We start from the raw sequence: 22,970 nt of genomic DNA, 5'->3' as shown, positions 1-22,970 counted from the left end.
TGATTATGCAGCTTTACGGCGGCGAGACATGGCGATGCCAAACAAGCCCAGCCCGGTCAAGGCCAAGCTTGCTGGTTCGGGTACAGTATTATTTGGTTGGGTCACAACGCGAATTTTGTTTTCAATCGCGGCTGCGTAAGCAGTCGCGTTAGCAACGCCAATGTAAAAGCCTTGAGTTGGGAAATTGTAAGGTGAGGTTGTGTCGCAAGGACCCGGGTAGCAAATGCTGTTTTGCAGATAGGCAGTATCCACCCCGCTACCAATGCCTTCGATACTGATGTTATCCACGCCGGCAGCAATCAAATTATTGCGCGCGGTAATTGCGGTTGCTTCGTTGCTTGTGACTCCGTCTGTTGCAAAATTTACGTAAGAAAAATCGATATTCAAAGTAGACGCCGCCAGAGTGGTTCGCATGGTGTCGAATGCCGCTGTAAAGTTTGTGCCGCCACCACTATAACCTAGGTTGGCGATACTCGTGGCCAGTGATGTGCGGCTGGCCGCGTCTGTGACGAGGAAGTTTTGAATGTCCGCGGTCGCAGAGCTGCTAAATGTCACGACAGAGATTTCATAGTTGCTGTTCAGCGGAATCAAATTATTAACAGCGTTGGATAATCCATTTTTGATGATATTCCAGTTAGATGAGCCAATGCTGCCTGATTCGTCGAGAATAAAGCCAAGTTGGATGGTGCCGGCATTGGCTGAGCTGGACGCAAATGCGCTTAGTGCGAAGGTGGCCGCCATTGACGCAGCCAAAGTGAGTTTGCGGATTTTTCTCATGTGATCTCCAAAAAGTGTTCCATTCAAGTTAACTCCCCAGCAGTTCGGAGCGTTTTTACCTGGCAAAGCGTTTTCGTTGGACGAGTCCCGATTGCTAGGTAGTGTCTCTTAGTTGGGGAAAGCAATTCATAAAAAGCAAGTATTGGGCCACCTTATTATTTTCAATAATTTGCACTTGAACGGATTGTTCGACGTATTTTTTTTGTAAAAAAAATCGACACTATTTTAGGCGGCGGACTATCGATTGGTTTTAGATTTCAAGACCGGAAGTTCGATGGTTTTCAATTTGTTGTTTTGAAATAAACAAAAGACTCGCCGTGCCGGTTACAAGGCAAATTGGTAAATTGGCAAACAGGTGGTTTTTTTGATGATCGGTGGCCTCCTGGTGCAGGTGGATATTTAAGGGGTTGGCGCGGATGACATGCTAAAATTCGGCGCATTATGACTTCCTATGCGCCGATTGCCAGTGGCTTCTCAATTATTCCCAGTATCCGATGATGCAACGCCCGCGCGACTGCGGGAAATTCCTTATAACTACACCTCGTTTTCTGATCGTGAAATCGTCATCCGTCTGCTCGGCGAAGACATGTGGTGGGTGCTTGAGTCGTTACGCGGTGAGAGAATTACCGGGCGCTCCGCGCGGATGTTGTATGAAGTATTGGGCGACATTTGGGCGGTACAGCGTAACCCTTATCTCGAAGACGATTTGCTCGATAATGCCAAGCGGCGGCGCGCCTTGCTGCAAGCCTTGCGGCATCGTTTGGGGCAGATGGAGGGTCGGCAAGCCGAACTGGAGAATCAGCATACCGGGCGGGCCGAGCGAGTGGGGCAATTGATTGCTGCTGCCCATCAGGCTGTAAATGAATTCGAAGCCCATTTCGAACGTACCGCGCAATTGCGACGTAGCGTGCTATCCCTGCTGTCGCAATTCACCCGCAAGGACAACATCAGCTTCGACGGTTTCGCCCGCGTCAGCCATGTCACCGATGCCACCGACTGGCGGGTGGAGTATCCGTTTGTGGTGCTGTACCCAACCGCGGAAGATGAAGTCGGGCATTTGGTGCGCGGCTGTATCGAGCTGGGCTTGACTATCATCCCTCGCGGCGGTGGCACGGGTTACACCGGTGGTGCGGTGCCGCTCAATGCTTATTCGGCGGTGATCAATACCGAAAAGCTGTTGGTGATGGGGGCGGTAGAGCGGCATACGCTATTACCGGGCGTGGAGTGTTCGTATGCGACGATTTACACCGGCGCCGGCGTAGTGACTCGACGGGTGATGGAAACCGCCGAACAGGCCGGTTTGGTGTTTGCCTGCGACCCGACTTCTGCGGACGCATCCTGCATCGGCGGCAATATTGCGATGAACGCCGGCGGCAAAAAGGCCGTGCTGTGGGGAACGGCGCTGGACAACTTGGCTTCCTGGCGGATGGTGACGCCCGATGGAAATTGGCTGGAAGTCGAGCGGCTGAATCACAATTTGGGCAAGATCCATGAGCAAGACAAAGCCGCATTTTTGCTGAAACGCTTCGATGCCGGCGGCAAGCAATTGCTGGGTGAAGAAACGCTGGAGATCTCCGGCAGTTTTTTCCGCAAGACCGGGCTGGGTAAGGACGTGACCGACAAGTTTCTCGGGGGGTTGCCCGGTATTCAAAAAGAGGGTTGTGACGGCATTATCACCTCCGCACGCTGGATTCTGCACGAAATGCCGCCGGTTAGCCGCACGTTTTGTCTGGAATTCTTCGGGCAGGTGCGCGAGGCGGTGCCTTCTATCGTCGAAATTCGCGATTACCTGGCGGATTTGCCGAAAGAGGGCGCTAGCCGCGTGATGCTGGCTGGTTTGGAGCATCTGGACGAACGCTACGTCAAAGCAGTCGGCTATGCCACCAAAGCCAAACGCCACGGCCGGCCGAAAATGGTGCTGATCGGCGACATTGTCGGTGACGATGAAAACCAAGTCGCGATGGCGGCGTCCGAAGTTGTGCGCATATGTAATGCGCGCGGCGCCGAGGGCTTTATCGCCGTGAACCCGGAAACCCGCAAGAAATTCTGGCTGGATCGCGGCCGCACCGCGGCGATTGCCCGGCATACCAATGCCTTCAAAATCAACGAAGACGTGGTGATTCCGCTGCCGAGGATGGGCGATTATTGCGACGGCATCGAGCGCATCAACATCGAATTGTCACTGAATAATAAATTGCGCTTATGCAGTGCCTTAATTGAGCTGCTGGGCGGCGACTTGCCGCTTAGAGCCTACGAAGAAGGCGTGAATAAAGCCGAATTGTTGGACGAGCGTCGGGCCTTGGCGTTGGATGCGGTAGACACGGTAAAGCAGCGCTGGCAATGGATTTACGATAATTTGGATTTGCCGTTGGCCGAAGCCGAAAAAGCCTTCGCGTCACAAGGTATCCAGGCCGGCGAACTGAGCAATCGTGCCGTCGAGCCGATTTTGTTTCATCGCTTGCAGGATTATTCGTTACGGGTGTCGTGGAAGCTGGAATTGCTGCCACGCTTGCGGGAAATTTTCGAAGGCGATAACTTCCGGCCCATCGTCGAGCGCATCGAGGCTTTGCATAAAGAGGTGCTGCGCGGTCGCGTATTCGTGGCTCTGCACATGCACGCCGGTGACGGCAACGTGCATACCAATCTGCCGGTCAACTCCGATCATTACGAAATGCTGCAAGAAGCCAATGCTGCCGTGGCGCGGATCATGGCCCTGGCGCGTTCATTGGGCGGGGCGATTTCCGGCGAACATGGTATCGGCATCACCAAATACGAATTCTTGACCGAGGACGAGTTGGCGGATTTTCATGCCTATAAAAACCGCATCGATCCGGAAGGGCGTTTTAACCGCGGCAAGTTGATGCCGGGTGCCGATTTGCGTTCGGCTTATACCACGTCGTTTAGTTTGATGGGTTTTGAGTCCTTGATCATGCAGCAAAGCGATATTGGCGCGATTTCCGATTCGGTGAAAGACTGTCTGCGTTGCGGCAAGTGTAAACCGGTCTGCGCCACGCATGTGCCGCCGGCCAATTTGTTGTATTCGCCGCGCAATAAGATTTTGGCGACTTCATTATTGATCGAAGCGTTTTTGTACGAAGAACAAACCCGGCGCGGGATTTCGATTACCCATTGGAAGGAGTTCGAAGACGTCGCCGACCATTGCACGGTCTGCCACAAATGCTTCAATCCATGTCCGGTGGACATCGATTTCGGCGATGTGTCGATGAATATGCGCAATCTGCTGCGCAAGATGGGCAAGCAAAGTTTCAACCCGGCCAAAACCATGGCCATCGCATTTTTGACGGCGTCCAACCCAAACACTGTCAAAGCGATGCGCACGGCGATGATTGATTGGACCTACAAGGCGCAACGCATCGGCAATACGCTGTTAAAACCGTGGAGCAAAGCGCAGATCGCGCAGCCGCCTGCCACGGTCGGCAAGCCGCCAGTGCGCGAGCAGGTGATTCATTTCATGAATCGGAAAATGCCTGGCGATTTACCGACCAAAACCGCGCGGGCGCTACTGGACATCGAAGACGGGCAGATTGTGCCCATCATTCGCGATCACGCTAAAACCCGCACCGATTCAGAGGCGGTGTTTTATTTCCCCGGTTGCGGTTCGGAGCGTTTGTTCTCGCAGGTCGGATTGGCGACGCAGGCGATGTTGTACGAGATTGGTGTGCAAACTGTGCTGCCCCCTGGCTATTTGTGCTGCGGCTATCCGCAACGCGCCGGCGGGCAGTTTGATAAGGCGCAGAAAATTACCACTGACAACCGGGTGTTGTTCCACCGGGTAGCCAATACTTTGAATTATCTGGATATTAAGACCGTGGTGGTCAGCTGCGGTACTTGCCAGGACCAGTTGCAGGATTATGAATTCGAGAAAATATTTCCCGGTTGCCGCCTGATCGATATTCACGAATATCTGCTGGAAAAAGGCGTGCGCTTGGAAGGCGTGAATGGCGCGCGTTATCTATATCATGACCCGTGTCATAGTCCGTTCAAGCAGCAAGACCCGATCAAAGTGGTCAATCAGTTGATTGGTGCGCCGGTTGTTAAATCTGAGCGTTGTTGCGGCGAGTCGGGTACTTTGGCTGTGGCGCGGCCGGATATTTCCACGCAGATTCGTTTTCGTAAGGCGGAAGAATTGCAGAAAGACACGGCTAAATTACGGTTAGACGGCTACGACGGCGCGGTGAAGATGTTGACCTCCTGTCCCTCGTGCATGCAAGGCTTACAGCGGTTCGAAGACGAAGTCGAGCAAATGGAAGTCGATTACATCGTCGTGGAAATCGCCAAGCATGTGTTGGGTGATAACTGGATGACCGGGTATTTGGATCGGGTGAGCAACGGCGGTGTTGAGCGGGTTTTAGTGTAGGGGAATATTGTTGAGGGCGGCCGACTGATATTTCAGTCGGCTTTGCTATAAAGACGAAAGCCCTCTTTGCCGCAAAGGCTGTGCTTGTCCAATCTTTGATGATGAGGGATGTACTTATCTTCGGACAACAAAAAGCCGCGATAAATCGCGGCTTTTTAAATTTGGAGCGGGAAACGAGACTCGAACTCGCGACCCCGACCTTGGCAAGGTCGTGCTCTACCAACTGAGCTATTCCCGCAAAATATAGTAATGGAGGCTGCGACCGGAATCGAACCGGTATATACGGCTTTGCAGGCCGCTGCATAACCATTTTGCTACGCAGCCTTTATAAGGACAATAAAAAAGCCGCGATTTGCCGCGGCTTTTCAAATTTGGAGCGGGAAACGAGACTCGAACTCGCGACCCCGACCTTGGCAAGGTCGTGCTCTACCAACTGAGCTATTCCCGCTTGGCTTACTATCCTGCGTATTATAAAAAGATATTTTTTTGTGTCAACAGTTATTGCAGGTTTATTGCCGAAGTCCAGGCTTTTCGGCCTTGGCATTCGCCGGATTCAGTGATCTCAACTTCCGCCCACAGAACATTTTTGTCGGTGGTGTCAGCTTGAGATTGAATCAGTTTTACAGGAGTGTTAAGCGGCATGTGTTTGCAAGCGCCGTCGCGGTCATTTTCTTCGGTATCATCGTAAGCGGCCATGGAGCCGGGAACGGAGACCAATCTTACAGTTGCATTTGGGTCATAAGTGTTGGGGCTTTTCAACACGTAGTTCTGACCGGGAACCATGGCTTTGGCTTGGTGAACAGGCAATTTGGCATCGGAGCCACCACCAAAAATCAAGGCGACCAAGACCAGCGCCGCAGCGCCCACGCCGCCAAAAAATACTTTAGGATTGGATTCTTTTAGTGCCAACAGGTTAGCGACAATATTTCCGGCCGCATCTTTTGCCGCTACGGCGGAATCAGCGGCTGAACTTGTTTCCGGTTGCTTAGGCTCTTCAGCTTGATTTTGGGCTTCAGTCTCGTTGTTGTTTTCGTCAAGGCTCATGCGATGTTTCCTCTTAAGCTAGTTATTATTATGCTTAAGTGGTTAAAGTTACCACGCCGTTCGAACATTTCAAGCATTCATTTTTTTAGTCATTGGGTCGTATCTTAAGGGGAACTGTAGCAAAAATGAACAGGCTGGGATAAAAAAGCTAATTGGATCGCTGGTTTGCTGTCTTTGCATGGGGGTGGTCGATGTGATTGTCCTGTTCGGAGTTGCCGGTTTATATCTGGATTCTTTGACAGTGCTTGTTGTGGTACTCGGGGCTGTGATGATAGGAGTGAGATCTTTTTGGTCTGATCATGAATGCGATTTTTGCTTTGACTTGTTCTTTTTGGAGGCTATCTCGAGGGTGTGTTTTTCGACTAATCGGGAGTTGGCTAAGGTTGTGGAGGCGGAAGAGTACGCTGGACTGGTTAATCCATCAATCTTGGAGGAAAACTGGTTTTCCTCCAAACCAATCTGCGGTCCTATTTCGATACCCAAGTTTCACCTTTTGCTTCTTCAATGCTTTTTCTAAAAAGGTTCAAACTATATTGTTTGTAAGTGTCATTTTTCCAATCCACATCCATCGTTGATACCGCGCTTATCCATGCATCCTTATTTGGCCTGTTGTAAAACCAATGGAATTCATTATCAAAGATCATGTTTTTAATCTTCTTTGGATAGATTTTAATTCGCTGAAGAATTTTGGCATCCTGTTCCGGAGAGTTATAAAAATACAAGGATATAATGCCGCCATAGCAAGTAAAATTTGCCAGGTTTTCATCTTTGGAAAGACAGGATTTTTCAATAATATTTAGTGTTGTTTCTAAGGCATGAGAGGAAGAAATGGATTGGAGTGTTTTTTTTCCTTCCGTAACCTCGTTATAAGCTTTCAAACATTGCTTGTCATTATATTGAATGCATCTATTTAAAATGTCTAAAGTTTTAGGAAAGTCCAGGCCAAATTTGGCGAGATATATTTGCTCAAAGGATTTTGGTAAAAGAAGTTCAAGATTTTTTTGTTCGGTATTTACAGCATCGCAGCTGAAGCTAAGTATTAAAAGCAACGCGAAAATGATGGTTTTCACAAGGACTGTTATATACATTATTTGTATTCCGTCCAGTTTGGGTTACCGAGTGAAGTGGGTGTTTTTTCAATCCGTTCCATTATATTTGTTATGTTAGATGGAGTATCGACAACGCCAAAATCGATTTTATTTTTTGCCCCCGCGCTAGCTACGCCGAAAACTCCATTCCAGGTTTTTGCGAAGCCTTCGGTATAGCATCCATAAAATTTTGAAACCTGCTTGGGTTTTTTGATGAATTTCTTAACTAGAGCGCTATTTTTTAAAATATCTGCTTTATATATCATATCAGTAGCAAAGGCAGCCGCTTGACATGCCGAATTATGAGTAAGAGCTAGCATTAATCCATCCCCGCTAGCATGTCCGCTATACCAAACCCGGCTAATAGAGTTATCGCTCAGTGATAGCAGATAGCTCCAAAAGTCTTCTGGTTGATTAATTCCTTTGTATTGAATGCTGTAGGTTTTAGCAATGGTTTGAATTTTATTTATATAGCTGGTGCCGCCCGCTGCTATTAATTTATCTGTTGCCATTTTTCGGATACTGTGTAGGTTATATCCGTCATCTTCCTTTTCTTCGGCTTTGGTGATAACTGAGTCAGCATCCCATCTTTTTTTATAAGGCGGCTCGTATAATACCCAATGAATTAACTCCTTGGGTTGTTTATTGTACAAGTTTTTCATCGCAGCCAATTGCAATGGCACAATATAATTTGACCAACGCTGGTCATGAGCTTTATCACAACCCATAAATAAACCTGGGCCGCCAATCAATATAACAAAGTTTTCCATTTTACTTTTCCAATATTATTTGAGTGTTATTTTGTGCAGTGTATGTAGCAAGTAATGATGTGGTGTCTGTGCATCGCCCTAACCAGGGTGATATACAAGGCAGGTTCGAGTCGCCTGCTCAAATACGCTTTGTTATTGAAGCTCTTCCGGGTGAAAGTAGAAATATTCAAAGCGGGGCGTTTTTTACCTTATTTAATTCGAATCTAAAAACCGGGTATTTCCCTGTTAAAGCGCCACAGAAACGCATTGAAAGCTTTTCTTGTCCTCGCTCTCGTCGCTTAGCAGTACGATCTGGTTTTCATTATTCGGAAAAAAGAACGCGGCTTGGATATTCAGCTCTTCGAGATCGGCGGGATTTCGCGTCAGATGGTCGAACACGCTTAGTTCGTTGTCTTCGTCGTCCGCAGTGATGAAGTAGCCGTCATTTAGCGCAATTGCGCCGGATACATTTGATCGGCCTTTGTAGATTTTTGTATCCATATCAGAATCGCTGGCGAAATGTTGATTTCAAGATAGCTGGCCGGCTGGCGATGCCTGATTAATCCGGCCCTAATATTGTCACTGACGCGCAGCAGGTAGCCCTGTTGCCAAAATGGATTCCCGCTTTCGCGGGAATGACGAAGGCTTACTGAACCGCGCTGAAGTAAGCTCGGGGGTTACTCGTCCGGGCTGCCGATAAAGCGATAAATCAATGCGCCCAAAACCGCGCCAATAATCGGCGCCAGCCAGAATAGCCAGAGTTGCGCCAAGGCCCAGTCGCCGACGTAAACCGCCACACCCAGGCTGCGCGCTGGATTGACTGAAGTGTTGGTGACCGGAATGCTGATCAGGTGAATCAATGTCAGGCCCAAGCCAATCGCGATAGGCGCCAGTCCGGCAGGGGCGCGGGCGTCGGTGGCGCCGAGGATGATCAGTAAAAACATCATGGTCATCACCACTTCGGTAATTAATGCGGACAATAGGGAGTAGCCGCCCGGCGAATGTTCGCCGTAACCGTTGGAGGCAAAGCCGGCGGCTACGTCGAATCCGGCTTTGCCGCTGGCGATTAAATACAACACGCCGCCGGCCGCAATCGCGCCGAGCACTTGCGAAACGATGTAAGGCAACAATTGATTGGCCGGAAAGCGGCCGCCCATCCACAAGCCAACCGATACCGCCGGATTGAGGTGGCAGCCGGAAATATGGCCGATGGCATAGGCCATGGTCAGTACTGTCAAACCGAACGCCAGCGAAACGCCGAGCAAGCCGATGCCCACATTCGGAAATGCAGCGGCTAACACCGCGCTACCGCAGCCACCAAGAACCAACCAAAATGTCCCGAAGGACTCGGCTACATACTTTTTCATATGACTCTCCTGTGTGTTGTTATTGTTTTGCCTGTTATTGATCGCTTGTTTTTTGTTTAATAATCAATTGGCTAGCGCACTGTATTCTCTGTCTTTGTGTGATGTCAATCACAATAAACGGCTAGGTTCTTGCTTGGTGCTTGCTATTTCCAGCTAGCTAGCCGGTTGCGCGGAATCGAGAGCGTTTTGTGGTACCGGGAATTCCGGAAGAATAGTTCGGGAAAGTTTATTTCGTATGGCTAATTTCCCTATTCGATGTGAGAATTAGGGCTTATCAGTGTCCGACATTCTTCTCAGTTAGCCCCCATGCCCGATATTTCCCTGCACGGCCACAGTACCAATTTGATCGGCATGGCGACGGCGTGTTTGGCCAGTCACCTATTTAACGAATACCCCAAGCCCTTGCATATCGCCGGAACCCGAGAATCCGCGCCCGGACTGTTTGAGCAGTTGGCCGGACAAGCCTCGTTGGCGGATTGCGGGCGGATATTTCAAGACTACATGTGCGTGGTATTCGGCTTCGAAACCGAGCAGCGTTTACGCGACGATGCCGACGGCCGGCGGCGTTACCGCAACAGCTATCTGCGCCTGATTCAAGATTGGGGTCTGGATTCCAATAACGCTCAAGGTGCGGTACTGAAGGGTTGGGTGGAAAGCCGCTTTGGCCTGTTCCCCAATTACCATAAACAACAAATCAGCAGTTTCATGAGTAAGGACTGGGTAACTTACATCGAAGAAAAGATGAACAGCCGCTACCACAATAATTGCATCTACATGCAGTTGGATTTGTTATATGAGTTTTGCCAGTGGGTGATCGAGCGCTTTCAGGTGCCGGCTGCAACCCACAAAACCCTTTATCGAGGGGTCAATGCCTTGGGCGATTGGAGCCGCGAGCACAAGATTGTGCATTTCAACAGCATTGTGTCGTTTACCGACCGCTACAGCATCGCCAGCGAATTTGGCGGCTATGTTTTGGAGGTTGAGGTGCCGATGGTGAAGCTGGTGTTTTTTAACGATTTGTTGCCGCACCACGCCTTGCGCGGCGAGGCCGAATATTTGGTGATTGGCGGTGATTATCGAGTGAAGGTGTTGCGATGAATGAGCAATTAATGGATCGGGCCCTGGGTGCTTACCTGGGTTTTGCTTGTGGTGACGCGCTGGGTGCGACGGTGGAATTCATGTCGCCGAAGCAAATTCAGAGTCGTTACGGCGTGCATACCGAAATGATAGGCGGCGGCTGGCTGGGTTTGGAGCCGGGGCAGGTGACAGACGATACGCAAATGTCGCTGGCCTTGGGGCGGGCTATCATTGAGCATCAAGGTTGGAATTTGAAGTCTGTGGCCGACAATTTTCTCGCCTGGTTGGAAAGCGATCCGCCGGATGTGGGCAATACTTGCCGACGCGGCCTCGTGCGGTATCGTGATGAAGGTGTATTGATGGGGTTGCCGCGTGAAGATGACGCCGGTAACGGCGCCTGTATGCGTAATTTGCCGGTGGTGTTGGCGACGCTAAATCGGCCGGATGATTTCGAATTATGGAGTCTGGAGCAGAGCCACATCACCCACCATAATCCATTGTCCGACGCTGCTACGCTGGCATTGGGTCGAATGACTAACCAGTTGATTCATGGACAACCTGTTGAAGCCTGTTTACTGGAGGCCAAACGCTTGATCAACCAATACAGCGAATTTGCCTACCACCCTTATCCGAGTAAAGCCTCGGCCTACATCGTCGATACCACACAGACGGTGCTGCATTATTTCTTCAATACCGATAATTTCGAATCTTGCCTGATTGCTACCGTGAATCAGGGCGGCGATGCCGATACGACGGGTGCCTTGGCCGGGATGTTGGCAGGGGCCAAGTATGGATTGGCGCAGATTCCGGAGCGGTGGCTGGCTCAACTGGATAGTCGGGTCGGTGCAGAAATACGCGGGCAGGTAGCGGCACTTATCAAGATGAATAACTGATAAGCACACCGGCGGTTTTTGTGTCATTAGATATGCAGATGGCTTGTCGTTAACCAAGTTAGTAAGGATATGTCGATAGTAAGCTGATTTCCGGTCCAGGCCGAGGATTGTTGTCGGCTCAGAACAAGCTGGTTTGGTGCGTTATTTCCTGATTTACCGCAATCAGCCTAGAATAGCCGGCTCATATCTACTGTCATTGGTCATCGATGAAAGATAAATCGTTTACTTTCGAACAAATTCATATCGAAGTCGCCCGCAACGCATCTGACGATTTCAACTTGTTTCACGACAAGCATAAATGGCTGCAGGTCACGCACAATCCGTTTAAAGGCCCGATCGTGCTGGGCTTTCAGTTAAATACTTTGATCGAATATCAGATGCGCTTATACCGGGAGGCGCATCACGAAGACCAGATTATCGCCGACAATCAGCTGCGTTTTAGTAATTATCAGATCATCTTTGTTAATGCCTTGCGGCCGCGGCAAGAGATGACGCTGGATATTAAAAAGACCTTGATTGCGACAATACCCGAGCTGACTTTGACCAATCGCATCGCGATAAAGTCGCAAGGCAAAACCATTTTGCTGGGGTATAAAAAAGAAACCAAACAGCCTTTGTTTTTAGCGGATACTGATTTAAGCGGCCTGCCGGATTTGAATGCCCTATGCGATAAAACCGTGGTGCCCGGCACCGAGTTTTTTTTAAAGCGCAAGTGGATGAATAACGGCAACGTCAAGAACTTTTTGTCCGGATCGTTTGCGGAACAGTCGGATTATTTCGACGAGTTGTTGCAGGTGGCGCAGTATCCGGAAGTGTTTCCCTGCAGTTTGACGTCCGGCGCGTTGCTGGAGAAGGCGCAGTTGGAAAACCACGACTTCAAACGCAATCCGATGGTATACACCTCTCACGACATTTCAGTGGATCGCGTGCATCTGGCGACTTTGAAAAACAACGACAAGCTGCATATTCTGGTCAAGCAACTGCCGGAGTCCCCGGATAAAACCCTGAATCACACCAGTATCATGCTGCGTACCTACGAATGTTTTGGCGTGTTGGAGAACCAGGCAGTTTTGTTCCGGATCAAACTGAATTTGGTGCCTTTGGAAGAAATTATTAAAAATTTGAGCGGGAAAACATAGCCTCAGGCCGCGAATCGCCTAGTCGCGGGCGAATGTTGTGAATTTTTTGGAACATAAAGTATAATCCGCGCTGTCGTTAGGCAAGGCCAGTGACGAGATTGCAAATTCAATTAATACAACACTAAAGATAAGGTAAGTGCTCGCAGTCAGGCATTTGCATTGTTCGAGGAAAAAAATATGAGTAATATCGAAGAACGAGTAAAAAAGATTGTCGCAGAACAATTAGGCGTAAAAGAAGAAATCGCGAACGATGCGTCTTTTGTTGACGATCTTGGTGCTGATTCTTTAGACACAGTTGAACTCGTCATGGCTCTGGAAGAAGAATTCGAATGCGAAATTCCAGACGAAGAAGCTGAAAAAATCACCACAGTCCAATTGGCTATCGATTACATCAACGCCAATCTGCAGTAAGTTGTTTCCAAAAGTTAGTGGGTGCTTGCCATCCACTAGCCGGTTTATCTCCCTTCTCTGGTTGTCTTCTTTTTTTACCGGTAGTTTACTGTGAGCACACGTCGAGTTGTTATAACGGGCTTAGGCGCCATTACGCCGTTAGCCAATAATGTTGCCGATACCTGGGATGGCATTGTCAACGGGAAGAGCGGCATTAGTCCGATCGATTCATTTGACATATCCCCTTTTGCAACGACGTTCGGCGGTGTCATCAGAAATTTCAATATCGGCGACTATATTGCCGAGAAGGATGCCAAGCGCATGGACGGTTTCGTGCATTACGGCATTGCAGCGGGCTGCCAGGCGATTGAGGATTCCGGTTTTGAAGTCACCGAAGAAAATGCCGAGCGGATCGGTGTGGCTATCGGCGCCGGCATCGGCGGCATTACCGGTATTGAAGAATGCTATGCCACCTACGTGGCCGGCGGACCAAGACGGATTTCGCCTTTCTTTGTGCCGGGCAACATCATTAATATGATTTCCGGTAATCTGTCGATCAAATACGGTTTGAAAGGCCCCAACTTTGCCATCGTCACCGCCTGTTCAACCGGTACGCATAATATTGGCGACGCTGCGCGCCTGATCAAATACGGCGATGCCGATGTGATGGTGGCCGGTGGTGCAGAGCGCTGCACGACCTCGCCGACCGCGATGGGTGGATTCGCTTCGGCAAAAGCCTTGTCGCGCCGTAATGACAGCCCTACCACTGCTAGCCGACCCTGGGACCGCGACCGTGACGGTTTCGTCCTCAGCGACGGCGCCGGAGTAGTAGTCCTGGAAGAACTGGAGCATGCCAAGGCGCGCGGGGCGAAAATTTACGCGGAGCTGGTTGGCTACGGCATGAGTGGCGACGCATACCATATTACTTCGCCGTCTGAAGGTGGCGAAGGCGCGGCGCGTTGCATGCGCAATGCGATGCGTGACGCTAAAGTTAATCCTGAAGACGTGCACTACATTAATGCCCACGGCACCTCGACGCCGGCTGGAGATATTGGCGAAACGCATGCCATGAAGTTGGCGCTAGGCGATCACGCTTATAAATTGGCCGTCAGTTCCACCAAGTCTATGATCGGTCATTTGCTAGGCGCGGCGGGTGGCATCGAAGCGGTATTGACGGCATTGGCTATCCAGCACCAAATCGCACCACCCACCATCAATTTGGAAAATCCCGATCCTGAGTGCGATCTGGATTATGTCCCGAACATAGCCAGAAACATGAACATCGATGTTGCCATTTCCAACTCGTTTGGGTTTGGTGGCACCAACGGTTCTCTGGTTTTCAAACGTTACCAATAAGCGTTTCCGCTTCCGCAGTGTCGTCTGGCTATGTTTTTATTGAACGGCGAGCACAGACACTGTGTCGATGTTGCTGATCGAGGATTTCAATACGGCGACGGTCTATTCGAGACTGTCGAAGTATTGCAGGGCAAACCGCTGTTTTTTGATCGCCACCTAACACGCTTAGCAGAGGGTTGTCGCCGGCTGCGAATCCCGATGCCGGATACTGTCTTGCTCGACACGGAAGCCCGGAAATTGTGCGAATCCAGCGAGCGGGCCGTGTTGAAATTGATGGTCACGCGCGGCAGTGGTGGCCGCGGTTACCGGCAGCCAGAGCAAGTTATCCCTACCAGGCTGTTCAGCCTGCATCCTTACCCCGATTATCCCCTGCAATTTCAAACAGACGGCATCGCCGCGCGTTTTTGCGAACAGCGTTTGTCTTTGAATTCTAGCTTGGCCGGTATCAAACACATGAATCGACTCGAGCAGATTTTAGCCAGAGCGGAATGGCAAGATGATTCGATTCAAGAGGGTTTGATGTTGGATACTCAAGGCCAGGTCGTGGAAGGCACGATGAGTAATCTATTCATCGTCAAGTCAGGCAGTTTATACACGCCGCCGTTGGGACAATGCGGCGTCGCCGGTATTGTGCGAGAGTTGATTATGGCGTTCGCGCAGTGCAGCAAGCTACCGTTGTTTGAGCAAGCAATCGATCAAACTGCCGTTTTGCAGGCTGACGAGCTATTTGTCAGCAACTCGGTAATCGGTATCTGGCCGATTAAACGGCTGGAAGCGCAAGTTTTTAGTGTCGGCGCCATCACCCGGCGCTTGCAAGACTTGCTCAACGCAGCCCGCATGGCAGAGGTATAGCAGTGTTTAGAAGCATTATCGCATTTACATTATTGATGGTATTGGGTTTGGTGTCGATTTGGGCCGGCATGCACTATCAACTGATTCTAAAAAAGCCGGTCGTCATGACCGAAACCGTGATTGAAATTAAAAAAGGCGATACGCTGGAATCGGTGGTGAAAAATCTGCGTGCCCAGCAGGTGACGGTGAATCGCTTATGGTTTCGGTTGTTTGCCTATCGGAAAAATCTCGACCATTTGTTGAAGGTGGGTGAGTATGTGTTAGCGAAAGGTTCTACCGCCGCCGACATTCTGCAACAATTGACCGATGGTAAAACCCGCAAGTATTCGATTACGTTTCCGGAGGGTTGGTCCTTTAAGCAAATGTTCAATACCATCAAAAACAACCCCAACCTGCAACACACGCTGACCGATAACCAATTGGAAGACCTGATGGCGCAAATCGGTTCGGATAAGAATCATCCGGAGGGTTTGTTTTTTCCCGACACCTATTTCTTTGAAAAAAATACCTCCGATGTCGATTTGCTTAAGCGTGCGCATGATCGCATGCAAGCGGTGTTGAACGAAGAATGGCAAAAACGCGATGACGGCGTGCCCTTGGAAAACCCTTACGAGGCGTTGATTTTGGCGTCTATTGTCGAAAAAGAGACCGGCGCCGGCGAAGAGCGCAGAAAGATCGCCGGGGTATTTGCGCGGCGTTTAAAGAAAGGCATGTTGTTGCAAACCGATCCTACCGTCATTTATGGCATGGGCGACGATTACCATGGCGATATCCGGCATAAAGATTTGCGCGAACCCACACCCTACAACACCTATATCATCGAAGGCCTGCCGCCCACACCGATTGCAATGCCGGGCAAGCAGGCGATAGTAGCCGCCTTGCACCCGGATAATAGTGATGCTTTGTTTTTTGTCGCCCGCGGCAATGGCCGCCATGCGTTTTCTTCGACCTTGGCTGAACACGAAAAATACGTCGATCAATATCAACGATGACACACGGACGATTTATTACGCTGGAAGGTGGAGAAGGCGTTGGCAAGTCCACCAATCTGCAATTTATCAAACAGCTGCTGGAAGAACGAGGCATCCCGTTGGTACTGACCCGCGAGCCGGGTGGTACCGGCATTGCCGAAAAGATTCGCGGGATTTTGTTGGAACGGCAAGCGGAAAGTTTGACCGAGCAAGCCGAGTTGTTGTTGGTGTTCGCGGCTCGCGCTCAACATATTCAACAAGTGATCTTGCCGGCGTTGCAGCAAGGGCAGTGGGTGGTGTGCGACCGTTTCACTGACGCTACTTATGCGTACCAGGGCGGAGGCCGCCATATGGATCTACACACCATAGCCTGGCTGGAAAACACCGTGCAGGGCACGCTTCGGCCGGATTTGACCTTTGTCCTCGATGCGCCGATAGAAATCGGCATGCAGCGCGCCAAGCATCGGGGCGAACTGGACCGGTTTGAAACCGAACAGTTAGCGTTTTTCGACCGAGTCCGGCAAGCATATTTGCAACGTGCCGCGACGGATTTGCGTCGTTACAAAATTATCGATGCCAGTTTGCCGCTCAGCGAGGTGCAACAGCAGTTGCGCCTTGAGTTGGCAGGCTTGTGGGCCGATTGATGTCTACCCAAATGCAGGTTTACCCCTGGCAACAGGATAATTGGCGGCAGTTGCACGGTTATATCGAGCAACAACGCATCCCGCAAGCCTTGCTGTTTTCCGGCGCGGCAGGGCAAGGCAAACGGCATTTGGCCGGATATTACGCCCGAACCCTGTTGTGTCACGCGCCGCTGGCCGATGCGAGTGCCTGCGGTCATTGCATTGCTTGTAAATTGTTCGATGCGCAAACCCATCCCGATTTTCTGACGATAGAACCTGACGAACCGGGCAAGGCCATCGGTATCGACAAAATCAGGCAGTTAATCGTCAAGCTGGCGTTGAAGCCGCAATATGACCATGCCTACCGCGTGGTGATTATTCAGCCGGCCGATGCCTTGAATACGGCTTCGGCGAATGCGTTTTTGAAATGTCTGGAAGAGCCGACCGAACGCACGTGCTTATTGTTGATCAGCGAGCAACCGAGCCGTTTGCCAGCGACGATTCGCAGTCGTTGTCAGAAAATCGATTGCGTAACCCCCGCTCACGAACTGGCAATGACTTGGTTGCGGCAGCAGCGCAGTGTCGGAGAGCAGGCCGATCTGCTCTTAACTCTGGCCCAAGGCTCGCCGCTATTGGCTCAGCAATACGCCGAACTCAATATGATTCAGCTCCGGCAGCAGTATTTCGACGCCTGGTTGCAAGTGGCACAAGGCAAAGAGAATCTGTTAACCGTCGCCGAATTCTGGCAAAAGCAGGAAAAGATTGATTTGGCCGTGGTGTTACGCTGGATGGCAAGCTGGGTCGCTGATATTGTTAAATGCGCTTACCGGGCGGAATCGCTGGAACTTGCCAATCCGGATCTGAAAAATGCCTTGCAAGCCCTCGCCCAGCGGCTAGAATTGAAACGCCTCTATCGGTTTTACGATAATGTGCTTACCACCAAGTCGCAATTGAACACGCAACTTAATAAACAATTGATGGTCGAGCAGCTATTGATTAGCTGGTCGCAACTGAATAGACACTAAGCGTATGGCAGAATCAGCAGCACCCAGACAAGGTATCCTGTCCTTATCGATCAAGGATAAAAACGCGCTGTATGCGGCGTACATGCCCTTCGTGAAAAATGGCGGCTTGTTCATCCCGACCAAACGCGAATACGAGATGGGTGAGGAAGTGTTCATGTTGCTGAATTTAATGGACGAAACTGAACGCTTGCCGATTGCCGGTAAAATTATCTGGAAAACGCCGTCCGGCGCGGAAGGCTATCGCGCCGCCGGTATTGGCGTGCAATTCAGTGATCAGGATGGTGGTGCTGCGCGCAATAAAATCGAAACCTATCTGGCCGGTGCATTAGAATCTGATCGCTCCACGCACACCATGTAAACACTTTTGCGGGCGGACTTTGCCGCTTGTCTTTACTTTTCTAAACTCATGTTCATCGACTCCCACTGCCATCTTGATCGTATCGACTTGGCGCCCTACGCTAATGATTTCAATACCTTCATGCAAGCGGCACGCGCGGCCCAGATCAGCCATATGCTGTGTATTGCTATCGATATGGAAGCCTATCCGGCTATGCTGGAGCAAGTCATGCCGTATTCGGACATCTCCTTGTCGGTGGGCGTGCATCCAAATGTTCATGATGGGCGTGAGCCCACGCTGGATGACTTGCTGCAGTTGGCCGATAACGAAAAAGTGATCGCCATTGGTGAGACGGGGCTGGACTATTTTCGTAGCGAGGGCGATTTGGAATGGCAGTTTCAACGGTTTCGCACCCATATCGCCGCCGCCAAGACACTCAACAAGCCTTTAATTATCCATACTCGCGAAGCTGGGCAGGATTCCTTGGATGTGTTGCGGCAAGAAGGCGCGGACCAAGTGGGCGGGATTATCCACTGTTTTACCGAGGATTGGGCTTATGCGGAAAAAGCATTGGATTTGAATTTCTATATCTCTTTTTCGGGCATCGTGACCTTCAAGAACGCGGAAGCCATCAAAGATGTGGCGCGTAAAATACCAGCCGACCGTTTTCTGATTGAAACCGACTCACCGTATCTGGCGCCGGTGCCGTATCGCGGTAAACCGAATTATCCGACCTATGTGCGCTACGTGGCGGAACATATTGCGGATTTGCGCGGAACCTCTGTCGAAGCCATTGCCGAGCAATCGACCGAGAACTTTTATCGCCTGTTTGCCGGATCTTCGGCCGATAAGCTACGTCGGGCTAGCTAAAAAAAACGACCGGGTCCATGTTGCGATGGACCGGCCGTTCGGAGAGGTGGGGTATAACTCTCATTCCCCATAGGGGCGCATACAAGAGTTGCTTGCAGTTTACTGAAGCGACACTGTCCTGAAAATGTGGCATTTTGCCGCGTGGCAAATTGTCGCTGCCCTGGCGGTTAACCTAATTCCTTGAAGTGCCGTCATGACATCTATCTACCTTTTATGCCCTGGGGTATAGCAACTTTATTTTTCTCGGAATATGGATCTGGAATTAGCTAGTCCGCTAGGAGTTTTTCAACTCCAGCGCTTACCTTTTCGCAAAAATGAACTGCTGCGGGCTTGGGATGCTGCTGACGAATATCTGTTAAATCACCTGGCTGCCGCAGGCATTGCCGAGCATGGCAGTATCGTCATCCTCAATGACAGCTTCGGTGCGTTGGCAGTTTCGCTAAGCGCTTACCGGCCAACCGCTATGTCCGATTCCTGGCTTTCGCAGCAGGCGACACGTATTAATCTGGCATTGAATCGCATAGACCACGAGCGAGTGCGCTTGTTGGATAGCCTGTCGCTACCGGAAGCGGACATTGATTACCTACTGATTAAAATCCCCAAAACCATGGCTTTGCTGGAGTATCAATTGCATAGGCTTAAACCGTTGTTGAAGGCTGATTGTCGGGTAATCGCTGCCGGTATGGTAAAGACCTTACCGCCAAACACCTGGAAATTGCTGGAGCGCTTGGTCGGGCCCACGCAGCCCTCTTTGGCGGTGAAAAAAGCTAGACTGATTTTTGCCAGTGTGGATCAAAATCTGCAACTGCCGGAAAACCCTTATCCCACGCGCTATCAGTTGGAGAATAGCGATCTTTCGGTCTGCAATCACGCCAACGTATTTTCTCGCGATAGCCTGGATATAGGCACCCGTTTTTTATTGGAGCATCTGCCGCAAAACTCCGAGTACCGAGATTTTATCGATTTGGGTTGTGGTAACGGCATCGTCGGCGTGATGTTGGCAAAACAAAACCCAAATGCGCGAATAGGGTTTATCGACGAATCGTTTATGGCTATCGCCTCGGCCAAAGAAAATTTTGCGGCGGCTTTTGCCGATAGTCGGCAGGCCGATTTTTTAGTTGCCGACTGTTTGAGCGATTACCCGGAGAACAGTGCAGACTGCATAGTCTGTAACCCGCCGTTCCATCAACAGCACACCATAGGCGATCATATTGCCTGGCAGATGTTCCGGCAGGCACATAAGGTCTTGCGTAAGGGCGGTGAGTTACGGGTAATCGGTAATCGCCATTTGAACTATCATCTGGCGCTGAAGAAATTATTCGGCAATTGCCGGCAGCTGGCGGCAAATGCCAAGTTTGTGATTTTCAGCAGCGTGAAGGTTTGAGCTATTCGATATTTTTATAATGTAAGGATGAAATCTGTTCGGAAACGATGCCGATCAGAAAGATAAACAAGGACGACAAAAACAGTACTGCGCTCATATTGGTAAATCGGTTTTCCGTGAAGTAGGTGTAGCCGTAATAGCCGGCTCCCAAGCTAAATACTATGCTGCTGATGGGTAAAAATAGCCGCATGGGCGAGAACAGCACCCCAATCCGTAAGATAATAATAAAAAATCGAAAACCGTCATGCATCAGCCGGATATGGCTTTTGCCGCTGCGTTTGCCGGCGTGGATAGGAATGTAGGCTACCGGGAAGCCGGAGCGAAAAAACGCCATCGTACTGGTGGTCGGATAAGAAAAACCGTTGGGTAACAAGTAAAGAAATTTGCGGAATTTGTTGGCTCGGGCCGCACGAAATCCGGAGGTAAGATCTTCTATTTTGTGTCCGGTCATCATTGATGCCAGCTTATTGTAGAACTTATTCGCCAGACGTCGGAATAATGAGGCATGGCTACCGGCGTTTCGGGCACCGACCACCATATCGTAGCCGTCGTTCAGTTTGTTAAGCAACGCCGGAATGTCGCCGGGGTCGTGTTGTCCATCGGCATCCATAAACACCAAAATATCGTTTTTTGCATGTCTGGCTCCGGTTTTAATCGCCGCACCGTTGCCCATGCTGTAAGGGTGATCAATCACTGTGACACCGGCCGCGCGAGCGATGGCGGCAGTATCGTCCGTCGAGCCATCGTTTATCAGCAGAATTTCCGCATCCGGGTACAGCAGATGTAACAGCGGTAAAAAGGACGGCAGATTTTTAGATTCGTTTTTCGCGGGGATGACGATGCTGATCGACGGGATGTTATTCATGAAAATCCAAAGGTTGGCAAGGAAACATGCCGAAATGTGGACAACAGTCTAGCAGAATTAAAGGGTATCGACAGCTGGGGTCGATTTATCGAAACTGGTCTTTCAATAGGCGTAATTGCCTGAAAACCGCCAAGTCGGATTGGTCTGTCATGCCGATATTGCTGCGAATGCCGAGGTCGTGCGCCCTAAAAAAAGGGTTGGTCGCCAATTCCAGGCCGATAGTCGAGGGAAGGGTGGGGCGGTTTTGTTGGCGAAGTTCGGCGACTTGATCAATTCGCTGTCGCAATTGCGGATTGTCCGGATCAACCGACAACGCAAAAAGGCCATTTGCGGCGGTATATTCGTGGGCGCAGTAGATGCGGGTTTCGGCCGGCAAGGCTTTCAGTTTTTCCAACGAATGCCACATCTGTTCGGCGCTGCCTTCGAACAATCGGCCGCAACCCAGCGAAAACAAAGTGTCGCCGCAAAACAAAGCCTGGCTATCGGCGCTGTAATAAACGATATGCCCTACGGTATGGCCGGGTGTGTCGATGACCTGAAAGCACTGATTGCCGAGTTTAACTACATCCCCGTCGCCGAGCAGTATGTCAATGCCGGGGATACGCGCCTGGTCGGCTGCCGAGCCAACGATCTTGCAGCCGGTTTGCTGCTTGAGTTGTAAATTGGCGCCTATATGGTCGCTGTGATGATGGGTATTAAAAATGTAATCAAGTTGCCAGGATTTTTCGACTAAAACATCGATAACCGGATCGGCAACGGCGGGGTCAATCACGGCGGTCAATCCGGAATAAGTGTCTTGTAATAGATAAATGTAATTGTCTTGTAGAACCGGTATTTGCAGGATTTCTAACATTTATCTATGTGCAATAGTTAATCAATAATTATTTTCTGGCAATGAAGACCATTTGGTGACAATGGTAAGGATCGATTTTTTCAAAAACAGGCTGAATGAAGTTTGGCAGCGGATATAAGCCAAAGCCATACCCCGTGACTTGTGAGAAACCAATAGTGTTTAGATATTTTTTCAGCGTCAAGTAACTGAATACCACTAAATGGCGGTGAACAGGTGTATCGGACTCGGTATCCCAGTGAAGTTCATCTGCGCTGACCTTAAAAACTTCCTCCGATTTCAGCAAAATATCCGAGTCGGGGTGTGGGCCGCTAGAGGGCATTTTTCCGGCAAGAATCAGGGCGGCGGTGAAATAAGTGCTAATGTTTGGGGTTAAAAGCACCAGTTTGCCCCCTGGCTCTAATGTTCTATGCGTCTCTTTGAGAAAATGACAGCCATTTAGTAAATGTTCCAAAACAGAAAGCGCGAATACACAGCTGAATTTGTCGTTTTCGAAAGGCAGCTTTTTATTCAGATCGCCCTGCTGAACATTAAGCTGCTTTAACCGGGCCGCATTGACGCTGTCACTATCCCACTCGATGCCGTGATATTGAGCGTGGGTTAAACCTATTTCGGTAGCAAGGCGATCAAACCAATAGCCGCTGTTGGCACCACAGTCAAGACATGCTCCGCCATTCTCTTTTAGCGCCGATACTATTTCCCTGGCCGCCAACGCATACGCTTCCGACATCGTGCGTTGGTACAAGGACTTGAAATAGCTCTGTAACATCGGGCTGTTTACGCACAAACCGCCCGAATCTTAGCCAAGATACCCTTAGTATCCAGGCTGCATAATGCCAGCAATTCCTCGCGACTACCTTGCTCGACGAAGCGATCCGGCAGGCCGATGTTCAACACCGGCATCAGAATGTTCTGTGGCTGCAAGAACTCGTTCA

At 50.2% G+C, this 22,970-nt stretch carries 22 protein-coding genes and 3 tRNA genes; 13 read left to right on the top strand and 12 right to left on the bottom strand.

Translation table 11 applies throughout. The features are described 5' to 3' along the window. Positions 1–3: 3 nt before the first annotated feature. Positions 4–777, bottom strand: coding sequence for a VWA domain-containing protein (locus tag CWO84_RS03025; RefSeq protein WP_101051762.1), 774 nt, complete (start codon positions 775–777; stop codon positions 4–6). A gap of 451 nt (positions 778–1,228) precedes the next feature. Between CWO84_RS03025 and CWO84_RS03020 the strand changes: the two genes are divergently transcribed. Beyond that, on the top strand, positions 1,229–5,155 hold the full coding sequence (locus CWO84_RS03020; RefSeq protein ID WP_101051761.1) for an FAD/FMN-binding oxidoreductase: 3,927 nt from the start codon (positions 1,229–1,231) through the stop codon (positions 5,153–5,155). 162 nt (positions 5,156–5,317) lie between these two features. Here the strand turns inward: CWO84_RS03020 and CWO84_RS03015 are convergent. The 8 genes from CWO84_RS03015 to aqpZ all read right to left on the bottom strand — a co-directional run bounded on the left by CWO84_RS03015 (position 5,318) and on the right by aqpZ (position 9,403). Beyond that, positions 5,318–5,393, bottom strand: a tRNA-Gly gene (locus CWO84_RS03015). A 12-nt stretch (positions 5,394–5,405) separates the two neighbouring features. Further along, positions 5,406–5,479, bottom strand: a tRNA-Cys gene (locus CWO84_RS03010). A gap of 48 nt (positions 5,480–5,527) precedes the next feature. Continuing rightward, positions 5,528–5,603, bottom strand: a tRNA-Gly gene (locus CWO84_RS03005). 50 nt (positions 5,604–5,653) lie between these two features. Next, positions 5,654–6,199: a hypothetical protein gene (locus CWO84_RS03000; protein WP_033157127.1), complete on the bottom strand. Its 546-nt coding sequence runs from the start codon at positions 6,197–6,199 to the stop codon at positions 5,654–5,656. A 467-nt stretch (positions 6,200–6,666) separates the two neighbouring features. After that, positions 6,667–7,269, bottom strand: coding sequence for a hypothetical protein (locus CWO84_RS02995; RefSeq protein ID WP_129871347.1), 603 nt, complete (start codon positions 7,267–7,269; stop codon positions 6,667–6,669). Between the two features lie 17 nt (positions 7,270–7,286). After that, positions 7,287–8,057 carry a hypothetical protein gene (locus CWO84_RS02990; RefSeq protein WP_101051760.1) on the bottom strand — a complete coding sequence of 257 codons (771 nt, stop codon included), beginning with the start codon at positions 8,055–8,057 and terminating at the stop codon, positions 7,287–7,289. A 225-nt stretch (positions 8,058–8,282) separates the two neighbouring features. Then, positions 8,283–8,537 (bottom strand): hypothetical protein, encoded by a 255-nt coding sequence (locus CWO84_RS02985; RefSeq protein ID WP_033157124.1) that lies wholly within the window; start codon positions 8,535–8,537, stop codon positions 8,283–8,285. 176 nt (positions 8,538–8,713) lie between these two features. Continuing rightward, positions 8,714–9,403 carry an aquaporin Z gene (gene aqpZ / locus CWO84_RS02980; protein ID WP_033157123.1) on the bottom strand — a complete coding sequence of 230 codons (690 nt, stop codon included), beginning with the start codon at positions 9,401–9,403 and terminating at the stop codon, positions 8,714–8,716. A 306-nt stretch (positions 9,404–9,709) separates the two neighbouring features. Between aqpZ and CWO84_RS02975 the strand changes: the two genes are divergently transcribed. The 12 genes from CWO84_RS02975 (at position 9,710) to CWO84_RS02920 (ending at position 20,320) form a co-directional block, all read left to right on the top strand. Next, a complete protein-coding gene (locus CWO84_RS02975; protein ID WP_033157122.1) occupies positions 9,710–10,501 on the top strand; it encodes an NAD(+)--dinitrogen-reductase ADP-D-ribosyltransferase in 792 nt (263 codons plus the stop codon). After that, entirely contained in the window at positions 10,498–11,373 is an 876-nt protein-coding gene (gene draG, locus CWO84_RS02970) for an ADP-ribosyl-[dinitrogen reductase] hydrolase (RefSeq protein ID WP_033157121.1), read from the top strand. Before CWO84_RS02975 ends, draG begins: the two co-directional genes overlap by 4 nt. Before the next feature lie 206 nt (positions 11,374–11,579). Further along, entirely contained in the window at positions 11,580–12,512 is a 933-nt protein-coding gene (locus CWO84_RS02965; protein WP_033157120.1) for a hypothetical protein, read from the top strand. Positions 12,513–12,689: 177 nt separating this feature from the next. After that, positions 12,690–12,923: an acyl carrier protein gene (acpP, locus tag CWO84_RS02960; protein WP_013820083.1), complete on the top strand. Its 234-nt coding sequence runs from the start codon at positions 12,690–12,692 to the stop codon at positions 12,921–12,923. A gap of 90 nt (positions 12,924–13,013) precedes the next feature. Further along, positions 13,014–14,258 (top strand): beta-ketoacyl-ACP synthase II, encoded by a 1,245-nt coding sequence (gene fabF / locus CWO84_RS02955; protein WP_033157119.1) that lies wholly within the window; start codon positions 13,014–13,016, stop codon positions 14,256–14,258. 30 nt (positions 14,259–14,288) lie between these two features. After that, positions 14,289–15,110: an aminodeoxychorismate lyase gene (pabC, locus tag CWO84_RS02950; RefSeq protein WP_033157118.1), complete on the top strand. Its 822-nt coding sequence runs from the start codon at positions 14,289–14,291 to the stop codon at positions 15,108–15,110. 2 nt (positions 15,111–15,112) lie between these two features. Then, complete coding sequence (gene mltG / locus CWO84_RS02945) at positions 15,113–16,102, top strand: endolytic transglycosylase MltG (RefSeq protein WP_308441626.1); 990 nt, start codon at positions 15,113–15,115, stop codon at positions 16,100–16,102. Beyond that, entirely contained in the window at positions 16,099–16,725 is a 627-nt protein-coding gene (tmk, locus tag CWO84_RS02940) for a dTMP kinase (RefSeq protein WP_033157116.1), read from the top strand. Before mltG ends, tmk begins: the two co-directional genes overlap by 4 nt. Next, positions 16,725–17,729: a DNA polymerase III subunit delta' gene (locus CWO84_RS02935; RefSeq protein WP_033157115.1), complete on the top strand. Its 1,005-nt coding sequence runs from the start codon at positions 16,725–16,727 to the stop codon at positions 17,727–17,729. The genes tmk and CWO84_RS02935 overlap by 1 nt, the downstream gene beginning before the upstream one ends. A 4-nt stretch (positions 17,730–17,733) precedes the next feature. Further along, on the top strand, positions 17,734–18,087 hold the full coding sequence (locus tag CWO84_RS02930; RefSeq protein WP_033157114.1) for a PilZ domain-containing protein: 354 nt from the start codon (positions 17,734–17,736) through the stop codon (positions 18,085–18,087). 48 nt (positions 18,088–18,135) lie between these two features. Continuing rightward, positions 18,136–18,936, top strand: coding sequence for a TatD family hydrolase (locus tag CWO84_RS02925; protein ID WP_033157113.1), 801 nt, complete (start codon positions 18,136–18,138; stop codon positions 18,934–18,936). 250 nt (positions 18,937–19,186) lie between these two features. Continuing rightward, entirely contained in the window at positions 19,187–20,320 is a 1,134-nt protein-coding gene (locus CWO84_RS02920) for a methyltransferase (RefSeq protein WP_033157112.1), read from the top strand. Between the two features lies 1 nt (position 20,321). Here the strand turns inward: CWO84_RS02920 and CWO84_RS02915 are convergent, their stop codons facing one another. From CWO84_RS02915 to CWO84_RS02905, 3 genes are all read right to left on the bottom strand, one after another. Further along, complete coding sequence (locus CWO84_RS02915; RefSeq protein WP_033157111.1) at positions 20,322–21,185, bottom strand: glycosyltransferase family 2 protein; 864 nt, start codon at positions 21,183–21,185, stop codon at positions 20,322–20,324. Between the two features lie 85 nt (positions 21,186–21,270). Then, positions 21,271–22,038, bottom strand: a complete 768-nt coding sequence (gene gloB / locus CWO84_RS02910; RefSeq protein WP_033157110.1) for a hydroxyacylglutathione hydrolase — start codon at positions 22,036–22,038, stop codon at positions 21,271–21,273. Positions 22,039–22,066: 28 nt separating this feature from the next. Next, on the bottom strand, positions 22,067–22,765 hold the full coding sequence (locus CWO84_RS02905) for a class I SAM-dependent methyltransferase (RefSeq protein ID WP_165385919.1): 699 nt from the start codon (positions 22,763–22,765) through the stop codon (positions 22,067–22,069). Between the last annotated feature and the right edge of the window lie 205 nt (positions 22,766–22,970).

Origin of the sequence: Methylomonas sp. Kb3 (assembly GCF_002834115.1) — a bacterium.
Lineage (GTDB): Bacteria > Pseudomonadota > Gammaproteobacteria > Methylococcales > Methylomonadaceae > Methylomonas > Methylomonas defluvii.
Note: the sequence above shows the minus strand (reverse complement) of the source record. Positions and strands in the feature narration are given on the sequence as shown.